The organism is Streptomyces sp. CB00316 (genome assembly GCF_001905595.1).
GTDB lineage: Bacteria > Actinomycetota > Actinomycetes > Streptomycetales > Streptomycetaceae > Streptomyces.
Genome location: NZ_LIXI01000012.1, coordinates 1 through 20067, shown reverse-complemented (window position 1 = coordinate 20067; position 20067 = coordinate 1). Strand labels below are relative to the sequence as shown.

The 20067-nt window shown below is 70.1% G+C and carries 13 protein-coding genes and 2 pseudogenes; 4 read left to right on the top strand and 11 right to left on the bottom strand.

Translation table 11 applies throughout. From position 1 onward, the window contains the following. Nucleotide 1: 1 nt before the first annotated feature. Both AMK21_RS28940 and AMK21_RS28935 read left to right on the top strand, forming a co-directional pair. Nucleotides 2-853, top strand: coding sequence for an Fpg/Nei family DNA glycosylase (locus AMK21_RS28940; protein ID WP_073882132.1), 852 nt, complete (start codon nucleotides 2-4; stop codon nucleotides 851-853). Between the two features lie 59 nt (nucleotides 854-912). Next, a pseudogene (locus tag AMK21_RS28935) lies at nucleotides 913-1544 on the top strand (SDR family NAD(P)-dependent oxidoreductase). Here AMK21_RS28935 and AMK21_RS36380 read toward each other — a convergent pair. From AMK21_RS36380 to AMK21_RS28880, 11 genes are all read right to left on the bottom strand, one after another. Continuing rightward, nucleotides 1492-1824 carry a hypothetical protein gene (locus tag AMK21_RS36380; RefSeq protein ID WP_073882131.1) on the bottom strand — a complete coding sequence of 111 codons (333 nt, stop codon included), beginning with the start codon at nucleotides 1822-1824 and terminating at the stop codon, nucleotides 1492-1494. The pseudogene AMK21_RS28935 and the gene AMK21_RS36380 sit on opposite strands and share 53 nt — an antisense overlap. Nucleotides 1825-2008: 184 nt before the next feature. Next, the gene (locus AMK21_RS28925; RefSeq protein WP_073882130.1) at nucleotides 2009-2185 is read right to left on the bottom strand and encodes a CsbD family protein; all 177 of its coding nucleotides are present in this window, start codon (nucleotides 2183-2185) and stop codon (nucleotides 2009-2011) included. Nucleotides 2186-2221: 36 nt separating this feature from the next. Beyond that, the gene (locus tag AMK21_RS28920) at nucleotides 2222-2692 is read right to left on the bottom strand and encodes a Dps family protein (RefSeq protein ID WP_073882129.1); all 471 of its coding nucleotides are present in this window, start codon (nucleotides 2690-2692) and stop codon (nucleotides 2222-2224) included. Nucleotides 2693-2945: 253 nt separating this feature from the next. Continuing rightward, the gene (locus AMK21_RS28915; RefSeq protein WP_003965837.1) at nucleotides 2946-3329 is read right to left on the bottom strand and encodes a helix-turn-helix domain-containing protein; all 384 of its coding nucleotides are present in this window, start codon (nucleotides 3327-3329) and stop codon (nucleotides 2946-2948) included. Nucleotides 3330-3438: 109 nt separating this feature from the next. Beyond that, nucleotides 3439-3948 carry a CinA family protein gene (locus tag AMK21_RS28910; RefSeq protein WP_073882128.1) on the bottom strand — a complete coding sequence of 170 codons (510 nt, stop codon included), beginning with the start codon at nucleotides 3946-3948 and terminating at the stop codon, nucleotides 3439-3441. Then, nucleotides 3945-4778 carry a CDP-diacylglycerol--glycerol-3-phosphate 3-phosphatidyltransferase gene (gene pgsA / locus AMK21_RS28905; protein ID WP_073882127.1) on the bottom strand — a complete coding sequence of 278 codons (834 nt, stop codon included), beginning with the start codon at nucleotides 4776-4778 and terminating at the stop codon, nucleotides 3945-3947. Before pgsA ends, AMK21_RS28910 begins: the two co-directional genes overlap by 4 nt. Beyond that, nucleotides 4775-6256 (bottom strand): 30S ribosomal protein S12 methylthiotransferase RimO, encoded by a 1482-nt coding sequence (gene rimO / locus AMK21_RS28900; protein WP_073882126.1) that lies wholly within the window; start codon nucleotides 6254-6256, stop codon nucleotides 4775-4777. The genes pgsA and rimO overlap by 4 nt, the downstream gene beginning before the upstream one ends. Before the next feature lie 155 nt (nucleotides 6257-6411). Further along, nucleotides 6412-7215 carry a helix-turn-helix domain-containing protein gene (locus AMK21_RS28895; RefSeq protein ID WP_073882125.1) on the bottom strand — a complete coding sequence of 268 codons (804 nt, stop codon included), beginning with the start codon at nucleotides 7213-7215 and terminating at the stop codon, nucleotides 6412-6414. Nucleotides 7216-7527: 312 nt separating this feature from the next. Then, entirely contained in the window at nucleotides 7528-10350 is a 2823-nt protein-coding gene (locus AMK21_RS28890) for a DNA translocase FtsK (RefSeq protein WP_073882267.1), read from the bottom strand. 174 nt (nucleotides 10351-10524) lie between these two features. After that, entirely contained in the window at nucleotides 10525-11208 is a 684-nt protein-coding gene (locus AMK21_RS28885) for a response regulator (RefSeq protein ID WP_018516365.1), read from the bottom strand. A gap of 244 nt (nucleotides 11209-11452) precedes the next feature. After that, the gene (locus tag AMK21_RS28880; RefSeq protein ID WP_079181272.1) at nucleotides 11453-16942 is read right to left on the bottom strand and encodes a HAMP domain-containing protein; all 5490 of its coding nucleotides are present in this window, start codon (nucleotides 16940-16942) and stop codon (nucleotides 11453-11455) included. A 342-nt stretch (nucleotides 16943-17284) separates the two neighbouring features. Between AMK21_RS28880 and AMK21_RS28875 the strand changes: the two genes are divergently transcribed. Together AMK21_RS28875 and AMK21_RS37220 are read left to right on the top strand one after the other, a co-directional pair. Beyond that, nucleotides 17285-19912 carry a SpoIIE family protein phosphatase gene (locus AMK21_RS28875; RefSeq protein ID WP_073882123.1) on the top strand — a complete coding sequence of 876 codons (2628 nt, stop codon included), beginning with the start codon at nucleotides 17285-17287 and terminating at the stop codon, nucleotides 19910-19912. 78 nt (nucleotides 19913-19990) lie between these two features. Further along, nucleotides 19991-20067 (top strand): annotated as a pseudogene (locus tag AMK21_RS37220) (transposase); the annotation flags it as partial.

Here is a 20067-nt window from a genome sequence, read left to right as displayed (position 1 = left end):
TATGCCCGAAGGAGACACCGTCCTACAGACCGCCGCCCGGCTGCACGCAGCACTGGCGGGGCGGGTCCTGACCCACGCTGACCTGCGCGTCCCCCGGTTCGCCACCGCCGACCTCAGCGGCCGCACCGTCCTTGACGTCACCGCACGCGGCAAACACCTGCTGACCCGGGTCGAGGGCGGCCTGACTCTGCACAGCCACCTCCGGATGGACGGGGCCTGGCGGATCTACGCACCGGGCGAGCGCTGGCGCGGCGGCCCCGGGCACCAGATCCGCGCGGTCCTGGCCAACACCGACCGCACCGCCGTCGGATACCGCCTCCCCGTCCTCGAACTGCTGCGCACCAGCGAGGAGAGCAAGGCCGTCGGCCACCTCGGGCCTGACCTGCTGGGCCCGGACTGGAACCCCGGCCTCGCCGTGGAACGCCTCCTCGCCGCCCCGGACCGCCCCCTCGGCGAAGCACTCCTGGACCAGCGCAATCTCGCGGGCATCGGCAATGTCTACAAATGCGAGCTGTGCTTCCTGGCCCGCGTCACCCCCTGGCTCCCCGTGTGCGCCCTCCCCGACGGAACCCTCCCCCGGCTGGTCGCCCTGGCCCACCGCCTCCTCGACGCCAACCGCGAACGCCCCACCCGCACCACCACCATCCGAGCCGAGCGCCGCCCCCGCCCGGACCCGTCGGCCCCCGTTCCCGGGAAGAGGCCGCTCCCGCCCCTTCGGGTGCAGGAGCCCCTCTACGTCTACGGCCGGGGGGGCCGCCCCTGCCTGCGCTGCGGCACCCCGATCCGGAAGATCGACCAGGAGGACCGGCCCACGTACTGGTGCCCGGCCTGCCAATCGGGCCCGACTCCCTGACCAGCACAAGGCCCGCACACTAGTTGACGGCCCGTCAGATCGAGTCGTACGGTCCCGTCATGCCGCTCTCCGCGTACCACGCGTACGACCTCACGGGCCGCTCCGCATTCGTCACCGGCGCCGCCGGCGGGATCGGCCGGGCCTGCGCCGTACTGCTCGCCGAGGCCGGAGCCACGGTCCACTGCGCCGACCGCGACGAGACCGGCCTGCGGAGAAGCATGATCCCGGCCACCGCGACCAGGATGTCGAGCCGGGTGCTGGCGGTCAATTTCAAGGGGGTGCTGTACGCCTGTCAGGAGGTCGCCCGCTCCATGATCGCCCGCTCCGCACCCGGGTCACTGGTCACCATGGCGTCCGGCGCCGTGGACTTGGCGAGCGCGGGCCTGCTCTGCTACAGCGCGGCGAAGGCGGCCGTGGTCCAGCTCACCAAGACGCTCGCCACCGAGCCGGGCCCCCACGCCATACGGGTGAACGCGGTGCCCCGGGCTGGATCCGTACACCGATGACCGACCGGCACGGAACTGGGCAGCAGCAACGGGCGGAGGCCACGATGGCCCGGATCTCTCCCCTCGGCCGGGTCGGCGAACCCGAGGACGTCGCCCACACCGTCCTGCACCTGGCGTCCGACGCGTCGGCCGTCATGACCGGCCGGATCCTCCGCCCGAACGGCGGCGCCGCCATGCCCTGGTGAGCCCCGCCGCAAAACGCCCAGGAGCCGACCCAGGCCGCCCCTGCCCGGCCCGTGAAACCCGCTCCCCCGGCCCCGCGCGCCCGACCGGCACCTCCGCACCCCCCGACGCACCCCCGGAGAGCCCCGACGCCACGTGGACCGGCAGCAGGCTCAGCCCCCAGCCGCCCGCCGCTACCGCACCCTCCACCACACCGGCCTGCTCCGGCTGGAGCACCAGCCGCAGCACCGCCCACCACCACAGCCCGCCGAGGACCGGCGCCGGCACCCACCGCCGTACCATCGCTGCCCTCCTGCGGCCGACGTCCTTTCGGGCAGTTTCCCCTGGCAGCGGCACCACTGCATCCAGAACGTACGGCCGACAGCTGCCCGCACGCCCGGGTGCCCCCGCCGGAGATCGACGGGGGCACCCGGGTCGTTCAGGCGCCGGAAGGGGCCGGCGCTCAGGGGGCAGCGGCCGCGACGCGCTACTTGTGGTTGTCGTCTCGGAGCGAGTCCGTGACGCCCTTCGCGCGGTCACCGGCCTCGTCGACCTTGTCCTTGGCCGTGGCCTTGGCCTGGTCGGCCTTGCCCTCGGACTCCTTGCGGCGGTCGCCGGTCAGCTTGCCGACGGCCTCCTTGCCCTTGCCCTTGATCTTGTCCATGGCGTTGTCACCAGTCACGATGTCGGTTCCTTCCGCTCAGGCACTTTCGGCCTGGAACATCCAGGCGTGCTTTTCGAGGTCTGCCGTCAGTGAGATCAGGATGTCCTGGGTGACGGGATCCGGCGCGTCGGTCACCTCGATGCGTTCCCGCATCCGGCCGATGACCACGCCCAGGGCGTCCACGAGCGCCTTCACGGCGTCGGTGTCCTTGATCCAGCCTTCGGGGACCGACCGGATGGCGGTCTCCTTGGCCACGGTCGCGGAGCGGCCGTCCGGGTTGACCCCGATCGCGGAGGCTCGCTCGGCGACCGTGTCGGAGTGCTGCCGGGCCGTGACGACCACGTCGTCGAGCTGGAGATGTACGGACCGGAAGCGCGGACCGACCACGTTCCAGTGGATCTGCTTCGCCACGAGGGAGAGATCGACCAGGTCGACCAGCGCGCCTTGCAGCGCTTCTCCGACGAGCTTGTGATCGCTCTCGGACAGTGGGCTCTTCACCACAGACATGCAAACTCCCATCCGTCAGGCGTACTGCTGACCGTCGTCAGGCGTTTCGCTGACTGTTCCGGCGCACCACTCACGATGGCACAAAAGAAACAAAACAGTCATGTCGGCCTCAACCTCCGTCTGCCCGCTCCCTCGCGCCTCACACACGAAAGACGCATACGGAAAGCGCGCGGGACGCCGCACACGCGAAAGTCCCGGCCGACCCCTAGGGGGGTCGGCCGGGACTCCGGTCGAGCACTGTGCCGCGCGCGGGTCAGGCGGCGACGACGTCCACCGCTTCCGCAGGCGCCTTGATGGTCACCCGTCCCGACGGCACTCCTGCGACCGACGACACGGAGACGGAATTGAGCATGGGACGAACCGGTACTGGGACCGGATCACTGGCAGCTGCCGACTCGGCCAGCTCGGCGAGCGAGAGCTCGTCGCTCACTTCACGCATGAGCTCGGACATCCGTACGTCAAGCGCGTCGCAAATCGCGGAGAGCAGCTCGGAGGATGCCTCCTTCTGCCCCCGCTCCACCTCGGACAGATAACCGAGCGAGACCCGGGCGGACGAGGAGACTTCGCGCAGAGTACGGCCTTGGCGCTGGCGCTGCCGACGCAGCACGTCACCCAGCAGGCGACGGAGCAGAATCATCGGTGGCTCCCTCCTCGGACCGCGTAGCCGCATCCTTCACGCCCTACCGTACCGCCTTGTGCTGCGGCCGTGCGGGGAGCGATGTCGTGTTCACTCAGGGCTGCAAACATCAGTTCCCCCCGATCTGTTCCGTATCCTGTGCCCGCGCATTCTCTCCGAGTTCGCCGGCCAGCAGATCGAGGACGCTTCGTACACTCTCTCTACGGATGTCCGCCCTCGAACCATTCAATCGCAGAGCGGACACTTTCTCGATGCCGTAGGGTCCCGCGACGGCCACGTATACCGTCCCGACGGGCTGCCCGTCCTGGGGTTCCGGGCCCGCGACGCCGGTCGTGGAGAGCCCCCAGTCCGCACCGAGGGCACGGCGCACCCCGGCCGCCATCTGCCGCGCGACCTCGGGATCGACCGCCCCCCGCTCCGCCAGGAGGGTCCCGTCCACGCCGAGGATCTCACCCTTGAGGACCGTGGCATACGCCGTGACCGATCCCCGGAAGGACCGGGAGGCGCCGGGTACGGAGGTGAGTTCGGCCGCCACCAGGCCGCCCGTCAGCGATTCGGCGACGGCGAGCGTCTCACCGCGCTCCACGAGCAGCTCCAGCGCCCGGGCAGCGGCTGTCACCGCTCGGCCTCCGCGCCGTCACGCGCACGCACGGCGGGCTCCACAGCCGTCGAACCACCGGAGACCCGCACGGTCGCGCCGGGAACACCGGCATCCGCCACACCGGCGGCACCGGCGTCCGCGACGACGGCACCGGGAGACCCGGCCGCCTCGTTCAGCGCCTCCGTGGTCCGGCCGACGGCGGCGCGCTCGGCGGCGAGGCTCCTGCGGCGCAGGACGACGGCCTGGCGTACGTAGTCGAGACCGGTGACGACCGTCAGCACGACGGCCACCATCATCATCCAGAAGCGCAGGGTGGCCAGGGGTCCGGTGAGCACCAGGACGTACATCCCGGCCGCCGTGCCCTGGGCCAGGGTCTTCAGCTTGCCGCCTCTGCTGGCCGGGATCACCGCGTGCCGGATCACCCAGAACCGCATCAGCGTGATGCCCAGCTCACGGGCGAGGATCACCCCGGTGATCCACCACGGCAGGTCGCCGAGGACGGAGAGGGAGACCAGCGCTGCGCCCATGATCGCTTTGTCGGCGATCGGGTCGGCGATCTTCCCGAAGTCCGTGACCAGGTTGTACGCCCGCGCCAGATGACCGTCGAACAGGTCCGTGATCATGGCGACGGCGAAGGCCGCCCAGGCGAAGGAGCGCCAGACCGGGTCGTACCCGCCGTTGTGGAACAGCAGCAGCACGAAGCCGGGAACGAGCAGCAGCCGCACCATGGTCAGGATGTTGGCGATGTTCCACAGGCTGGCCTGGTTGACGGCCGCAGTGCCCAGCTTCCCGCCGCGGACCGGCTTCGCGCCGGAACCGCCTGCCGCGGATGCCGGGGCTCCCGTCATCTGGCCGCCTCCGCAAGCTCGTGGTGTTCGGCCACCAGGTCGACGCCCTCGGTGCCCACTGCCTTTGCTTCGACCATACGGCCCGGCACGAGTCCCTCGCGTGTGGTGAAGACCACCTGACCGTCCGTTTCCGGGGCCTGGTGCGCGGCACGGCCGATCGCGACCTCGCCGTCCTCGTCCGACTCGACGGACTCCACCAGCACCTGGAGGGTCTCTCCGACGCGCTCCTCGGCCCGCTGCGAGGTCAGCTCCTCGGCCAGCTGCGAGATGTGGGCGAGCCGCTCGGCGATGGTGTCGGCGTCCAGCTTGTTCTCGTAGCCGACCGCCTCGGTGCCCTCCTCGTCGGAGTAGCCGAAGACGCCGATGGCGTCGAGCCGGGCGCCGGTGAGGAAGCGTTCCAGCTCGGCGAGGTCGGCCTCGGTCTCACCGGGGAACCCGACGATGAAGTTGGAGCGGGCGCCGGCCTCGGGAGCCTTGCTGCGGATGGTGTCCAGGAGCTCCAGGAAGCGGTCGGTGTCGCCGAAGCGGCGCATCGCACGCAGCACGCCGGGGGCGGAGTGCTGGAAGGAGAGGTCGAAGTACGGGGCGACCTTCGGCGTCGAGGTGAGGACGTCGATGAGGCCGGGGCGCATCTCGGCGGGCTGGAGGTAGCTGACCCGGATCCGCTCGATGCCGTCCACGTCGGCCAGCTCGGGCAGCAGGGTCTCCAGGAGGCGGATGTCGCCGAGGTCCTTGCCGTAGGAGGTGTTGTTCTCGGAGACGAGCATGACCTCCTTGACGCCCTGCTCGGCCAGCCAGCGGGTTTCCTGGATCACGTCCGAGGGGCGGCGGGAGATGAAGGAGCCGCGGAAGGAGGGGATGGCGCAGAAGGAGCAGCGGCGGTCGCAGCCGGAGGCGAGCTTCACCGAGGCGACGGGGCTGGTGCCGAGCCGCCGGCGCAGCGGGGCGCGCGGTCCGGAGACCGGTGCGACGCCCTCGGGGAGGTCCTCGGGCGCCGGGGCGGGCGCCTCCTGGGCGTGGCCGGGCAGGGCCACGGCGGCGTCCTGCCGCTCGGCGGGGCTGATCGGGAGCAGCTTGCGGCGGTCGCGCGGAGTGTGCGAGGCGTGGATGCCGCCGTTGAGGATGGTCTGGAGCCGGTCGGAGATGTCGGCGTAGTCGTCGAATCCGAGGACACCGTCCGCCTCCGGCAGGGCCTCGGCGAGGTCCTTGCCGTAGCGCTCGGCCATGCAGCCGACGGCGACGACGGCCTGGGTGCGGCCGTGGTCCTTGAGATCGTTGGCTTCGAGCAGGGCGTCGACGGAGTCCTTCTTGGCGGCTTCGACGAACCCACAGGTGTTGACGACTGCGACATCCGCGTCCGAGGCGTCCTCGACGAGGTCCCAGCCGTCCGCTGCCAAGCGGCCTGCAAGCTCCTCCGAGTCCACCTCGTTACGGGCGCAGCCAAGAGTGACAAGGGCGACGGTACGGCGTTCGGGCATGGACTCAAGACTACTTCGTCCCGGCGGCCCTCCCGCCGTGCAGGGTTGCCTGCCCTTTGCCTGTTACTCCCCGTAGCAGGCGCACATGGTGCGGAGAACGCCGACGGGCGCCCGGCACGAGGCCGGACGCCCGTCGATGGGTGGAAGGCGCGGGGTCAGCCGGCCTCGGGGTCACCCTTGGTGTACGTGAGCCGTTCGACCTGACCCGGCTCGAAACGGTCCTGGAGCTTCTTCCCGTTCACGAAGAGCTCGATCGCCCCGGCGTTGCCGAGGACGAGGTCGATGCGCTCCTTGTCCTGGAAGGTCTTGGACTCACCCTCCAGCAGCAGCCCGTCGAAGAGCAGCCTGCCGTTGTGGTCCTTGACGGAGATCCAGCTCTTGTCCTGGCTCGCGCTGAGCTTGACCGTCACCTTGTCCCGGGGGGCGGCGGCGATGGCACTCTCGGACGGCACGGGCGGGGGGTCGGCCGGCTTGGTGGTGGTGGGTCTGGCCGCGGTCTTGTCGGGCTTGGAGCCCTCCGCGACCTGGGCGGTGTTCGAGGGCTTGTCGTCCCCACCGTTGAACAGGGTGAAGCCGACGAAGCCGATGACGGCGACGATGGCCGCGACCATGGCCGCGGTCCAGTTGGGCCGCCGCGGTTCGGAACGGATGCGCTCCGCTTCGAACAGCGGAGCCGCGGGGGTGGGTGCGGGACGGCCGCCGTGGTCACCGTCGAAACGCTCGACCAGAGGTTCCGGGTCGATACCGACGGCACGGGCGATGTTGCGGATGTGGCCGCGTGCGTAGACGTCGCCGCCACAGCGCGAGAAGTCGTCCTCCTCGATCGCGTGCACGAGGGGGATGCGCACCCGGGTGGAGCTGCTGACTTCCTCGACCGTGAGGCCTGCGGCGATGCGAGCCTGCTGAAGGGCACGACCGATCGAAGGCCGGTCGTCTTCGGGGGAGTTGCCGATGGACACGGGGGCGCCTTTCGAGCGTGAGCCACCTGCTGGATGTTCAGTCTAGGGGGGGTACGAAAGGGAGGGGCAACCGGGAGGGACGACTTTGTACGCCATCGGGTTCGCCGGACGGCCCCGCGGACCGCTCCGCGGGCGGAGCGGGGACAGGACCGTGCCCCGATCGAGGACTGGGCAACCTGGAGTGGGCCGAACAGGGTGGGGGACAACGGGCTGGGCGGGAGGGAGGAGCATCGTTCCGCCCCTCCCTCCCTCCAACTTGACGTACGACCGCACGAAACGGTTGCCCACCAAACCTTTACGGGTGGATTACCTCTACGGAGCCGATTCCCCGCGGATGACGGCCAACACCCCGTCGAGCTCGTCCGGTTTCACCATGACGTCGCGTGCCTTGGACCCCTCGCTGGGGCCGACGATGTTGCGCGACTCCATCAGATCCATCAGCCGCCCCGCCTTCGCGAAGCCGACCCGCAGCTTGCGCTGGAGCATCGAGGTGGACCCGAACTGGGTGGAGACGACCAGCTCGGCGGCCTGGCAGAGCAGGTCCAGGTCGTCGCCGATGTCCTCGTCGATCTCCTTCTTCTGCTTCGTACCGACCACGACGTCGTCCCGGAAGACCGGAGCCATCTGATCCTTGCAGTGCTGGACGACGGCCGCGACCTCGTCCTCGGTGACGAAGGCGCCCTGCATACGGGTGGGCTTGTTCGCGCCCATCGGGAGGAAGAGCCCGTCACCCTTGCCGATGAGCTTCTCGGCGCCGGGCTGGTCGAGGATGACCCTGCTGTCGGCGAGGGAGGAGGTGGCGAAGGCGAGCCGGGAGGGCACGTTCGCCTTGATCAGACCGGTCACCACGTCGACCGAGGGGCGCTGGGTGGCGAGCACCAGGTGGATTCCGGCGGCCCGGGCCAGCTGGGTGATGCGGACGATGGAGTCCTCGACGTCGCGCGGGGCGACCATCATCAGGTCGGCCAGCTCGTCGACGATGACAAGGAGGTACGGGTACGGGGACAGCTCCCGCTCGCTGCCCTCGGGTGTCTTGGCCTTGCCGGTGCGCACCGCGTGGTTGAAGTCGTCGATGTGCCGGTAGCCGAAGGCGGCGAGGTCGTCGTAGCGCAGGTCCATCTCCCGCACGACCCACTGGAGCGCCTCGGCGGCCTTCTTGGGGTTGGTGATGATCGGGGTGATCAGGTGCGGGATGCCCTCGTACGCGGTGAGCTCGACGCGCTTGGGGTCGACCAGGACCATCCGGACGTCCTCCGGGGTGGCCCGCACCATGACCGAGGTGATCAGGCAGTTGATGCAGGAGGACTTGCCGGAGCCGGTCGCGCCCGCGACCAGGACGTGCGGCATCTTCGCCAGGTTGGCCATCTCGTAGCCGCCCTCGACGTTCTTGCCGAGCGCCACGAGCATGGGGTGGTCGTCCTCGGCCGCGTCCGCGAGGCGCAGCACGTCGCCGAGATTGACCATCTCCCGGTCGGAGTTGGGGATCTCGATGCCGACGGCGGACTTCCCCGGGATCGGCGAGATGATCCGCACGTCCGGACTGGCGACGGCGTACGCGATGTTCTTGGCGAGCGCCGTGATCTTCTCGACCTTCACGGCGGGGCCGAGCTCGATCTCGTACCGGGTGACCGTCGGGCCCCGGGTGAAGCCGGTGACGACGGCGTCGACCTTGAACTCGGTGAACACGTTGGTCAGGGAGGCGACGACGGCGTCGTTGGCGGCGCTGCGGGTCTTGCCGGGCCCGCCGCGCTCCAGCAGGTCGAGCGAGGGCAGCGAGTACGTGATGTCGCCGGAGAGCTGGAGCTGCTCGGCGCGGGCGGGCAGGTCCCCGGTCCGCTCCGGAGCGGGCTTGGTCAGATCCGGTACGCCGCCGGGGTCGACGGGCCCGGAGGCCGCGCCCCCCGCCGTACCCGCGCCGGTCCGGTCCTTGCCCGCGCCGCCGCGCTGTCCGGCCTCCCGGGCTCCGGGCACGGGCGTGGAGCCGGTACGTTCCCGGTCCCGGTCCACCGAGACGCCCTGGGTCAGGTCGGCGACGACCGGCGAGGGCGAAATACCGTTGAGCACGGCCCCGTCGAGTGCGGCGGCCGCGGCCGCGGCGACGTCCACCGCGTCCAGGGGCCGGTTCATCGCGGGCTGAGCGGCGGGCCGACGGGGCCGCCTGCGCTTGGTGGGCGCCCCGGCCTCGGCATGGTCGTGGTCGTGGGCCGCGTCGTCGTCGGCGGGGGCCTGTCGGCGTCCGGAGCCGCGCCGCGTCCCGGCGGGCAGCGCCTCGCGCCACTGCTCGTCGTACCGCTCGTCGTCGTCCTCGTACACCTCGCCGAGCTCGTACGCGGGTTCCACGATGCCGAGGCGGACGCCGAGCTGCCGCAGCCGGCGCGGGATGGCGTTGACCGGGGTCGCGGTGACCACGAGCAGGCCGAAGACGGTGAGCAGCACCAGCAGCGGTACGGCGAGAACCTCGCCCATCATGAAGATCAGGGGCTTCGACGCTGCCCAGCCCACCAGCCCGCCCGCGTCCTGCATCGCCTCCGTGCCGTCCTCGCGGCCCGGTGACCCGCAGGCGATGTGGACCTGGCCGAGGACGCCGACGACGAGGGCGGAGAGTCCGATGACGATCCGGCCGTTGGCGTCGGGGCGCTCCGGATACAGAATCAGCCGTACGGCCATGGCGCCGAGCAGTATCGGCGCGAGCAGATCGAGCCGGCCGAACGCCCCGGTCACCAGCATTTCCACCAGGTCGCCGACCGGCCCCTGGAGGTTGGACCAGGTGCCCGCGGCCACGATCAGCGCGAGGCCGAGGAGCAGGAGTGCGAGGCCGTCCTTGCGGTGGGCGGGGTCAAGTCCCTTGGCGCCGCGCCCTATGGAGCGGAACACCGCGCCGACGCCGTGCGCCGTCCCGAGCCAGATGGCGCGCACCAGCCGGTAGATGCCGTTGGTGGGAGAGGGTGCGGGTTTGGGCGCGGGCCTCTTGGCAGCCGCTTTCTTCGCGGGTGCCTTCTTCGCGGGCGCGGTCGACTTCTTGGGGGCGGTCTTCCTGGCGGGCGCGGCTTTCTTCGCCGGCCCGGGTGTACGGCCGACGCGCTTCGCGGTGCCCGCCGTGCCCTGGGAACCCTTGCCGGACGTACGTGAGGCCATGGTGCCGAGGTTACCGTTGTCGACGCCCGTGAACACGTTCGCCTACTGGTTCACCCGACCGTGTCGCCTCCGGACAGCCGGGAACTGACGTGCCCTCAGGGCCAGGAGCGCCCCGGACACGGCCCGAAGCGCCCTGATCCGTACGAATGGTGCTACTTCCCCTGCGGCGAGGCCCTAGTTCTGAGCGGGCAGGATTCCGGCGCCGCCGCCCGTGCCCGGCTCCAGCGCGTCGAGCGCGCGGCGCAGGCCGGTCAGCTTGCGCTCCAGATGGGCCGCCGTGGCGACGGCCGCTGCGTCGGCGGACTCGTCGTCGAGCTGCTTGGAGAGGGCTTCCGCCTGCTCCTCGACCGCCGCGAGCCGCGCGGAGAGTTCGGCCAGCAGCCCGGCCGGCTCCTTCTCGTGCTCACCGCCCGCGTGGCCGTCACCCTCCAGCTGGAGCCGGAGGAGCGCGGCCTGCTCGCGAAGCTTGCAGTTCTTCATGTACAGCTCGACGAAGACCGAGACCTTTGCCCGCAGCACCCACGGGTCGAACGGCTTGGAGATGTAGTCCACCGCGCCGGCCGCATACCCCCGGAAGGTGTGGTGCGGGCCGTGGTTGATCGCGGTGAGGAAGATGATCGGGATGTCCCGCGTCCGCTCCCGCCGCTTGATGTGGGCGGCGGTCTCGAAACCGTCCATGCCCGGCATCTGGACGTCCAGCAGAATGACCGCGAAGTCGTCCGTGAGCAGCGCTTTGAGCGCCTCCTCCCCTGACGATGCCCGGACCAGTGTCTGATCGAGCGCAGAGAGGATGGCCTCCAGCGCCAGCAGATTCTCCGGCCGGTCATCGACCAGGAGGATCTTGGCCTTCTGCACCATGGCCCGTCCTCCTCGCCCCGGAAATGCACCGGGTGCCGCCCCACGGGACGACTCCCTTACGCCGTCCGTCCTTGTGCCGGTCATGGTAGCCGCACCCCGCCCGTCACCACACCCTGTCACCGCGATGTCACTGTGCACATACCGCAAACGCGGTGGGAGACCAGAAGGTTCCCCGGATGCAGGGCGTTCACACCCGTTCGCGCACAGCCGGTCAACAACTCATGCTGATTCGCTCGGTATCCCATCACTCTCCGTGCATCCACTGCTCCATCACCGCCAGCAGATGATCAGGATCGACCGGCTTCGTCACATAGTCGGAAGCCCCGCAGTCGATCGCCTTCTCCCGGTCGCCCTTCATCGCCTTCGCGGTGAGCGCGACGATCGGCAGCCCGGCGAACTGCGGCATCCGCCGGATGGCGGTCGTGGTCGCGTACCCGTCCATCTCCGGCATCATGATGTCCATCAGGACGACCGTCACATCGTCGTGCTGCTCCAGCACTTCGATCCCCTCGCGGCCGTTCTCCGCGTACAGCACGGCGAGACCGTGCTGCTCCAGCACGCTGGTGAGCGCGAAGACGTTACGGATGTCGTCGTCGACGATGAGCACCTTCTCCCCGCGGAACCGGAACGTCCGCCGGGGCGCCGGAGCCTCCTCCGTGCCGGCCGGGCTCCCCTGCACCCAATCCTCCTGCGGAGCGCTCGCGCCGGCCGGCCGCCCGGCGGGCAGTGCGGGCCGTCGGGCCGCGTCCCCGAGGGCCTTGCGCCGCCGTCGGAACACCCCGGCGGAGTTGGCCGGGTCGCCGAGCGGGGCGGAGTCGCCGTCCTGCGGAGCCTGCCCGTTCTCGGACCCGCCGCCCAGGCCCTCGCTCGAACCGGACCCCACCTGCGGGTAGCCCTGGGGCGGAAGTTCGGCGCGGTGCAGCGGGAGGTACAGCGTGAAGGTGGAGCCCCGGCCCGGCTCGCTCGCCGCGTGGATCTCGCCGCCGAGCAGCCTCGCGATCTCCCGGCTGATGGAGAGCCCGAGGCCCGTGCCGCCGTACTTGCGGCTCGTCGTCCCGTCCGCCTGCTTGAACGCCTCGAAGATCACCAGCATCTTGCTGGAGGCGATCCCGATCCCGGTGTCGGTGACCGAGAAGGCGATCAGATCGGCGTCCGCGTCCCGCAGCGAGCCCGACTCCAGCAGGTGCTCCCGGATCGCGTTCGGCACATCGGCGCCGGCCGGCCGGATCACCAGTTCCACCGCCCCGCTGTCGGTGAACTTCACCGCGTTCGACAGCAGGTTCCGCAGCACCTGGAGCAGGCGCTGCTCGTCGGTGTGCAGCGTCGCGGGAAGCTCCGGCGAGACCCGTACGGAGAAGTCCAGGCCCTTCTCCGCGGTGAGCGGGCGGAAGGTCGCCTCCACGTAGTCGACCAGCTGGACCAGAGCGATCCGGGTCGGGCTGACGTCCATCTTGCCCGCCTCGACCTTCGACAGGTCCAGGATGTCGTTGATCAGCTGGAGCAGGTCGGAACCGGCCCCGTGGATCGTCTCGGCGAACTCGACCTGCTTCGGCGAGAGATTGCCCTCGGCGTTGTCCGCCAGCAACTTGGCGAGGATCAGCAGCGAGTTGAGCGGTGTGCGCAGCTCGTGCGACATGTTCGCCAGGAACTCGGACTTGTAGCGCATCGAGACCGCGAGCTGCTCGGCGCGCTCCTCCAGGACCTGCCGCGCCTCCTCGATCTCGGTGTTCTTGACCTCGATGTCGCGGTTCTGCTGGGCCAGCAGCTCGGCCTTCTCCTCCAGTTCGGCGTTGGACGCCTGGAGGGCCTTCTGCCGGTTCTCCAGCTCCTGCGAACGGTCACGCAGTTGCTCGGTCAGCTCCTGGGACTGCTCAAGGAGCTTCTCCGTCTTGGTGTTGACGCTGATGGTGTTGACGCTCGTCGCGATCATCTCGGCAAGCTGGTTGAGGAAGTCCCGCTGGATGTGCGTGAACGGCTGGAACGAGGCCAGTTCGATCACGCCGAGCACCTTGCCCTCGAAGAGCACCGGCAGCACGATCACATGCGCGGGCGGCGCCTCGCCGAGACCGGAGGAGATCTTCAGGTACCCCGGCGGCACATTGTCCACCTGGATCGTCCGCTTCTCCTCGGCCGCCGTCCCGATGAGCGTCTCACCGGGCCGGAACGAGGTCGGCATCGAACCCGCGGAATAGCCGTAACTCCCCCGCATCCGCAGCTCGTACGAGCTGTCGTCGGCGCTGTCCGGACCCACCTCGTCCGAGTCGCCCGGGGACATGGCCAGGAAGAACGCGCCGTGCTGCGCCGAGACCACCGGCGTCAGCTCACTCATGATCAGCGAGGCCACGTCATCCAGATCGCGACGGCCCTGCATCAGACCGGAGATCCGGGCCAGGTTGCCCTTCAGCCAGTCCTGCTCCTTGTTGGCGAGGGTGGTGTCGCGCAGATTGGCGATCATCGTGTTGATGTTGTCCTGGAGGACCTGGATCTCGCCGGCCGCGTCCACATCGATCTTCAGGTTCAGATCGCCGCGGGTCACCGCCGTGGCGACGGCCGCGATGGCACGCACCTGGCGGGTCAGGTTCCCGGCCATCTCGTTCACCGACTCGGTGAGGTCGCGCCAGGTACCGTCCACGTCCCGCACCCGCGCCTGACCGCCCAGCTGCCCCTCGGTGCCCACCTCGCGGGCGACCCGGGTCACCTGATCGGCGAACGAGGAGAGCTGGTCGACCATCGTGTTGATGGTGTTCTTCAGCTCCAGGATCTCACCGCGGGCGTCGATGTCGATCTTCTTGGTCAGATCGCCCTTGGCGATGGCCGTGGTGACCGTCGCGATCTGTCGCACCTGGCCGGTCAGGTTGGAGGCCATCGAGTTCACGGACTCGGTGAGGTCCTTCCACGTACCGGAGACTCCCGGCACCCGGGCCTGGCCGCCCAGCTCGCCCTCCGTACCCACCTCACGGGCCACCCGCGTGACCTCGTCCGCGAACGAGGACAGCGTCGTCACCATGGTGTTGACGGTGTCGGCCAGCTCGGCGACCTCGCCGCGCGCCTCCACGGTGACCTTCTTCGTCAGGTCGCCGTTGGCGACCGCGGAGGAGACCCGGGAGATGTTCCGTACCTGGCTGGTCAGGTTGTTGGCCATCAAGTTGACGTTGTCGCTGAGGTCCTTCCAGATGCCGGTCGCCCCACGCACCCGTGCCTGGCCGCCGAGGATGCCCTCGGTACCCACCTCGCGGGCCACCCTGGTCACCTCGTCGGCGAAGTTGAGCAGCTGGTCAACCATCGTGTTGACGGTCGTGACCAGTTCGAGGATCTCGCCCTTGGCGTCGACGGTGATCTTCTTGGAGAGGTCGCCCTTGGCGACCGCGGTGGTGACCTCGGCGATGTTACGGACCTGGAGGGTCAGGTTGTTCGCCATGCCGTTGACGGACTGGGTGAGGTCCTTCCACGTACCGGACACGCCCTGCACCTCGGCCTGTCCGCCGAGGATGCCCTCCGTACCCACTTCGCGGGCGACCCTCGTCACCTGCTCGGCGAAGTTGGAGAGCTGGTCCACCATCGTGTTGAGGGTGTTCTTGAGCTCCAGGATCTCGCCCCGGGCATCCACGTCGATCTTCTGCGACAGGTCACCGCGCGCCACCGCCGTGGCGACCTGCGCGATGTTGCGGACCTGGGCGGTGAGGTTCCCCGCCATGCCGTTCACCGAGTCGGTGAGATCGCGCCATACTCCGGCCACCCCGGGCACCTGCGCCTGGCCGCCGAGCCGACCGTCCGTACCCACCTCACGGGCGACGCGGGTCACCTGGTCGGCGAAGGCCGAGAGCTGGTCGACCATTGTGTTGATCGTGTTCTTGAGCTCCAGGATCTCGCCCCGGGCATCCACGTCGATCTTCTGCGACAGGTCGCCCCGCGCCACCGCCGTCGTCACCTGGGCGATCTGCCGCACCTGGGAGGTGAGGTTCCCGGCCATGAAGTTGACGGAGTCCGTGAGCTCCTTCCACGTACCCGAGACGCCGTCCACCCGCGCCTGGCCGCCGAGGCGGCCCTCGGTGCCCACGTCCCGGGCCATCCGCGTCACCTGGTCGGCGAAGCTGGACAGCTGCGCCACCATCGTGTTGACGGTGTTCTTCAGCTCCAGCATCTCCCCGGCCACGTCCACGGTGACCTTCTGCGACAGGTCACCGTTGGCGACCGCCGTGGTCACCTGCGCGATGTCCCGGACCTGACCGGTCAGGTTACGGAAGGCGGTGTTCACCGAGTCGGTGAGGTCCTTCCACGTCCCCGCGGCCCCCGGCACCTGCGCCTGGCCGCCGAGGCGGCCCTCGACGCCGACCTCCCGGGCGACCCTGGTGACCTCGGAACCGAACGACTGGAGCTGGTCCACCATCGTGTTGACGGTGTTCTTCAGCTCCAGCATCTCCCCGGCCACGTCGACCGTGACCTTCTGCGACATGTCGCCGCTGGCCACCGCCGTGGTCACCTGGGCGATGTCGCGCACCTGGGTCGTGAGGTTCCGGAAGACCGTGTTCACCGAGTCGGTGAGGTCCTTCCACGTCCCCGCGGCCCCCGGCACCTGCGCCTGGCCACCGAGGAGCCCCTCGCCACCGACCTCGCTCGCCACACGTGTCACTTCGTCCGCGAAGGTGCGCAGCGTCTCGGTCATCTGGTTGATCGTCTCGGCGAGCTGCGCGACCTCGCCGCGCGCGCTCACCGTGACCTTCTGCGTCAGGTCACCGCTGGCCACCGCCGTCGTCACCTCGGCGATGCCGCGCACCTGGGAGGTGAGGTTGCCCGCCATCGTGTTGACGGAGTCGGTGAGGTCCTTCCAGACCCCGGCCACACCCGGCACGGTCGCCTGACCGCCCAGCTCACCCTCCGTACCCACCTCGCGGGCGACGCGGGTCACCTCGGAGGAGAACGAGGACAGCTGGTCGACCATCGTGTTGACGGTGTTCTTCAGCTGGAGCATCTCGCCGGCCACATGGACGGTGACCTTCCGCGACAGATCGCCCTTGGCGACCGCCGTCGTCACGAGCGCGATGTCACGGACCTGGGCGGTCAGCCGGTACGCCATGGTGTTGACGGAGTCCGTGAGGTCCTTCCAGGACCCGGACATCCCGCGTACCTGGGCCTGCCCGCCGAGCTTGCCCTCGGTACCCACCTCGACGGCGACGCGGGTCACCTGTTCGGTGAAGACCGACAGCTGGTCGACGAGGTTGTTGACCGTACGGGCGACCTTCAGGAACTCGCCGCGCAGCGGGCGCACCGTCTCGTCCGTCGTGTGCGACCGCAGCTCCATCCGCTGCTCCAGGTCACCGTCGGCGACCGCCGACAGCACCCGGCCCACCTCGGAGACCGGTCGCGCGAGATCGTCGACGAGCTCGTTGGAGGCGTCGATCGCGGCGGCCCAGGAGCCCTCGCAGGCCCCCGTCTCCAACCGCTCCGTCAGCTTGCCCTCACGCCCGACCACACGCCGTACCCGCGCCAGCTCACCCGTGAGGTGGAGATTGCGGTCGGCGACCTCGTTGAAGACCGCCGCGATCTCCGTCATCACGCCGTCGCCGGAGACGGTGAGCCGCCTGCGGAAATTGCCGTCGCGCATCGCCACGAGTCCCGCCAGCAGTCTGTTCAGAGCTGCCGCGTCGACCTCGACGGTGCCATTGCGCTGCTTTGTCACGGACTGCCCGCCTTTTGTACGCGTTTTTGAACCCCGCGCCGCCACGCCAGACTCCACCGTGTCCCTCCCGCAGGGGTTGGCCGTTTCGCTCGGGCCTATCCGGAAGCTTGCCCAGTTCCACTTTGGACCATCGCCACAGCACACCGTCAACGGGTGACCGGGCGGACGTCAAATCGTTGCAACGTACCAGGCCGGAACGGGTCGGCGGGCAACCTCCCCCGCTTGCACCCCGTCACTCCTACCGGAACACATACTCGTGCGCCCGCGCACAACTCCTGCGGCGTCCTGTCCCGATCTCGGCCCTCGTGTACCCGGCACCCTTGCCGAACGTCTAGCCTGACAAGCGAATCGAAGCGGCGAGAAACGGGCACAGGACTCGGGGAAGCGACGAGACACCATATGGGGAGTGCTGTGATCACCGCGCGGGCGGCCGCCACCTTCGAACCGGTCGGGCGCTCGGTCGCGACCGCCCGCGCCTTTGTCCGGGACACCCTCCAGGGGTGGGGATACAACGATGTCGTCGACGACGCGGTCGTCCTCACCAGCGAGCTCGTCACCAACGCCGTGGTCCACGCGGGGACGGCGGCCGATGTCCTCTGCCTCCGTACCGAGGACGGCGTACGCGTCGAGGTCGCCGACCACTATCCGGAACGTGAGGTCCCGCTCCAGAGCAACGGACTCGACTTCGGCTCGCCCGACCGCGAGAACGGCCGGGGCCTGCTGCTCTGCGCCGCCCTGGCCTCCCGCTGGGGCGTCGAGTACGCCCCCACTCGCAAACATGTCTGGTTCCAACTCGACCTTCCCGAGCGCCCGGTCGGCATCCGGTCCGCCGGACCGCTCCTGCCCACCGCACTGCTGCCCGTGGCGGACCAGCGCGTACGGGTCGCCGTCATCCAGATCGACCACTCCGGCTCGATCGCCGCGTGGAACGACGACGCGGCCTTCCTCTTCGGGCACGGGGCGGAAGAGGTGTCCGGCAAACAGCTCACCGACTTCGTGGCCTGGCCGCACACCCCCGGCACCAACACCGGCATCGCGGACGCACTCCGGCTCTCCCGCTGGGAGGGCAGCTACGGAATCCGCTGCGCCGACGGCCGCGTCACCCCCGTCTACGCCTCGCACCTGCGAGTCCGCGACACCGACGGCGAGCCGTCCACGGTCTGCCTCCTCGTCCGCGACTACGAACGTGCGGTCCTCCAGTCCCCGGTCCGCGCGCCGGTCTCCGACTCCTCGTCCGAGAACCGCTCCACGGACCCGTTCGAGGTCTTCATCGGCTCCCCCGCCCCCGACGACCTGGACGGCCTGCTCCAGCGGACGGTGGAGCGGGCACGCGACATGCTCGACGCCGACGCGGCCTTCCTCCTCCTCGCCACCGACGACGAGACGGAGCTGGAGGTCCGCGCCACGACGGGTCTCCCCTCGGCCCGCCAGCGCTTCGCGAGAGTCCCCGTCGAAGCCGGAACCGGACGGTACGGCTCCGCCCGGATGCCGGCGGTCCACGAGGACCTGACCGCCGTCCCGGGCGCCGTTCCGCTCCTCACCGACACCGGGATGCGCTCGGTCGTCACGGTCCCGCTGAAGGTCGAGGGCCGCCTCACGGGCTCCCTGGGCGTGGCGGCCGAGGCCCGGGGCCGCTACTCGAACGAGGAGGCCCTGCGCCTCCAGTTCGCCGCCGACCGCATCGCCCTGGCGGTGGAGTCGGCGCGCCTCGGCGAGCTGGAACGGCTGCGCCGCGGCTCCCTCTCCTTCCTCGTCGAGGCCTCCGACCTGCTGGCCGGCACGCTCGACCGCGACCAGACGCTGGCGCTGATGGCCCAGATGACGGTCCCGACCCTGGCCACCTGGTGCGCGGTCTACACGATCGCGGACCAGTCCTCGGACCCGTACCTCTCGTACGTCCTCCACGAGGACGAGGACCTCATCGACGGCCTCAAGGCCCTGCTCTCCAAGATCGCCCCGCCCGACCCGGTCCCGGCTCCCGGCGCCCGCATCTGGGCCGCCCCGTCCGAGGCCGGTCACCGTGCGGCGCTGTCCACCTCCACCCGCAGCCTGGCCCACGACGCGCCCCTGAGCATGTCCACGGCCACCCGCACCATCCTCGCCACGGCCCAGGCGGTCGGCGGCGAGACGGTGGTCCTGCCGCTGGTCGCCCGCAACCGTGTGATCGGCATGCTGACGCTCGGGAAGCCCTCGGATGACCACTTCCGCCAGGAGATCCTGGAACTGGCCGAGGACCTCTCCCGCAGGGCCGCCCTGGCCTTGGACAACGCGCGCCTGTACTCGGAGCGCATGGCGATCAGCCAGTCCCTCCAGCGCAGCCTGCTGCCCCCGGGCCTCCCCGACGTCCCGAACGTCGAGATCGAGGTCATCTACCGCGCCGCAGGCGAGGGCAACGAGGTCGGCGGCGACTTCTACGACGTCTTCCCGATCCACGACGGTGCGTTCGGCTTCGCCATCGGCGACGTCTGCGGTACGGGCCCGGAGGCGGCCGCCGTCACCGGCCTGGCCCGCCACGCCCTGCGCCTGCTCGCCAAGGAGGGCTTCACCGGCCCTGCGGTCCTGGAGCGCCTCAACGCGGCCATCCTGGACGAGGGCGCCCGCAGCCGCTTCCTGACGCTCCTGTACGGCGAGCTGTGGCCCCAGGAGGACGGCAGCGCCCTCCTGAAGGTCGTCTGCGCCGGCCACCCGCTCCCGCTGCGCCTGCGCCAGGACGGCTCCGTGGAGTCGGCGGCCGAACCGCAGCCCCTGCTCGGCGTCCTGGAGGACTTGGAGCTGTACGAGCAGGAGGTCACGCTGGACCCGGGCGACGTCCTCCTCTGCGTCACCGACGGCGTCACCGAACGCCGCGAGGGCACCCGCATGCTCGGCGACGACGGCCTCGCGGACGTCCTGTCGACCTGTACGGGCCTGACGGCCGGAGCGGTCGCCGCACGCATCCTGCGGGCCGTGGAGCGCTTCGCCGCAGAGCCCGCCTCGGACGACATGGCCATCCTGGCGATGCGCGTCCCGGAGCCGCCCCGCGCCTGATGTGAGGCCCTACTGAGATTGAACGCGTGGTGTCGTAGGGGGTGACGGCTGGTCGGTGGCTGCGGTATCACCGAAGGTATGCGGTATCCACAAGGGGGCGGGCTGACCGCCGAACGGCAGCAGTTTCGCGAGGAGTTACGGCTGCAGGCGGCCGA

Bases quoted from the DNA above. Each gene is read 5' to 3' on its own strand.
- AMK21_RS28940 (WP_073882132.1), top strand. From the start codon at position 2: ATGCCCGAAGGAGACACCGTCCTACAGACCGCCGCCCGGCTGCACGCA.
- AMK21_RS36380 (WP_073882131.1), bottom strand. From the start codon at position 1,824: ATGGTACGGCGGTGGGTGCCGGCGCCGGTCCTCGGCGGGCTGTGGTGG.
- AMK21_RS28925 (WP_073882130.1), bottom strand. From the start codon at position 2,185: ATGGACAAGATCAAGGGCAAGGGCAAGGAGGCCGTCGGCAAGCTGACC.
- AMK21_RS28920 (WP_073882129.1), bottom strand. From the start codon at position 2,692: ATGTCTGTGGTGAAGAGCCCACTGTCCGAGAGCGATCACAAGCTCGTC.
- AMK21_RS28915 (WP_003965837.1), bottom strand. From the start codon at position 3,329: ATGATTCTGCTCCGTCGCCTGCTGGGTGACGTGCTGCGTCGGCAGCGC.
- pgsA (WP_073882127.1), bottom strand. From the start codon at position 4,778: ATGACGGGAGCCCCGGCATCCGCGGCAGGCGGTTCCGGCGCGAAGCCG.
- rimO (WP_073882126.1), bottom strand. From the start codon at position 6,256: ATGCCCGAACGCCGTACCGTCGCCCTTGTCACTCTTGGCTGCGCCCGT.
- AMK21_RS28890 (WP_073882267.1), bottom strand. From the start codon at position 10,350: ATGGCCTCACGTACGTCCGGCAAGGGTTCCCAGGGCACGGCGGGCACC.
- AMK21_RS28885 (WP_018516365.1), bottom strand. From the start codon at position 11,208: ATGGTGCAGAAGGCCAAGATCCTCCTGGTCGATGACCGGCCGGAGAAT.
- AMK21_RS28875 (WP_073882123.1), top strand. From the start codon at position 17,285: ATGGGGAGTGCTGTGATCACCGCGCGGGCGGCCGCCACCTTCGAACCG.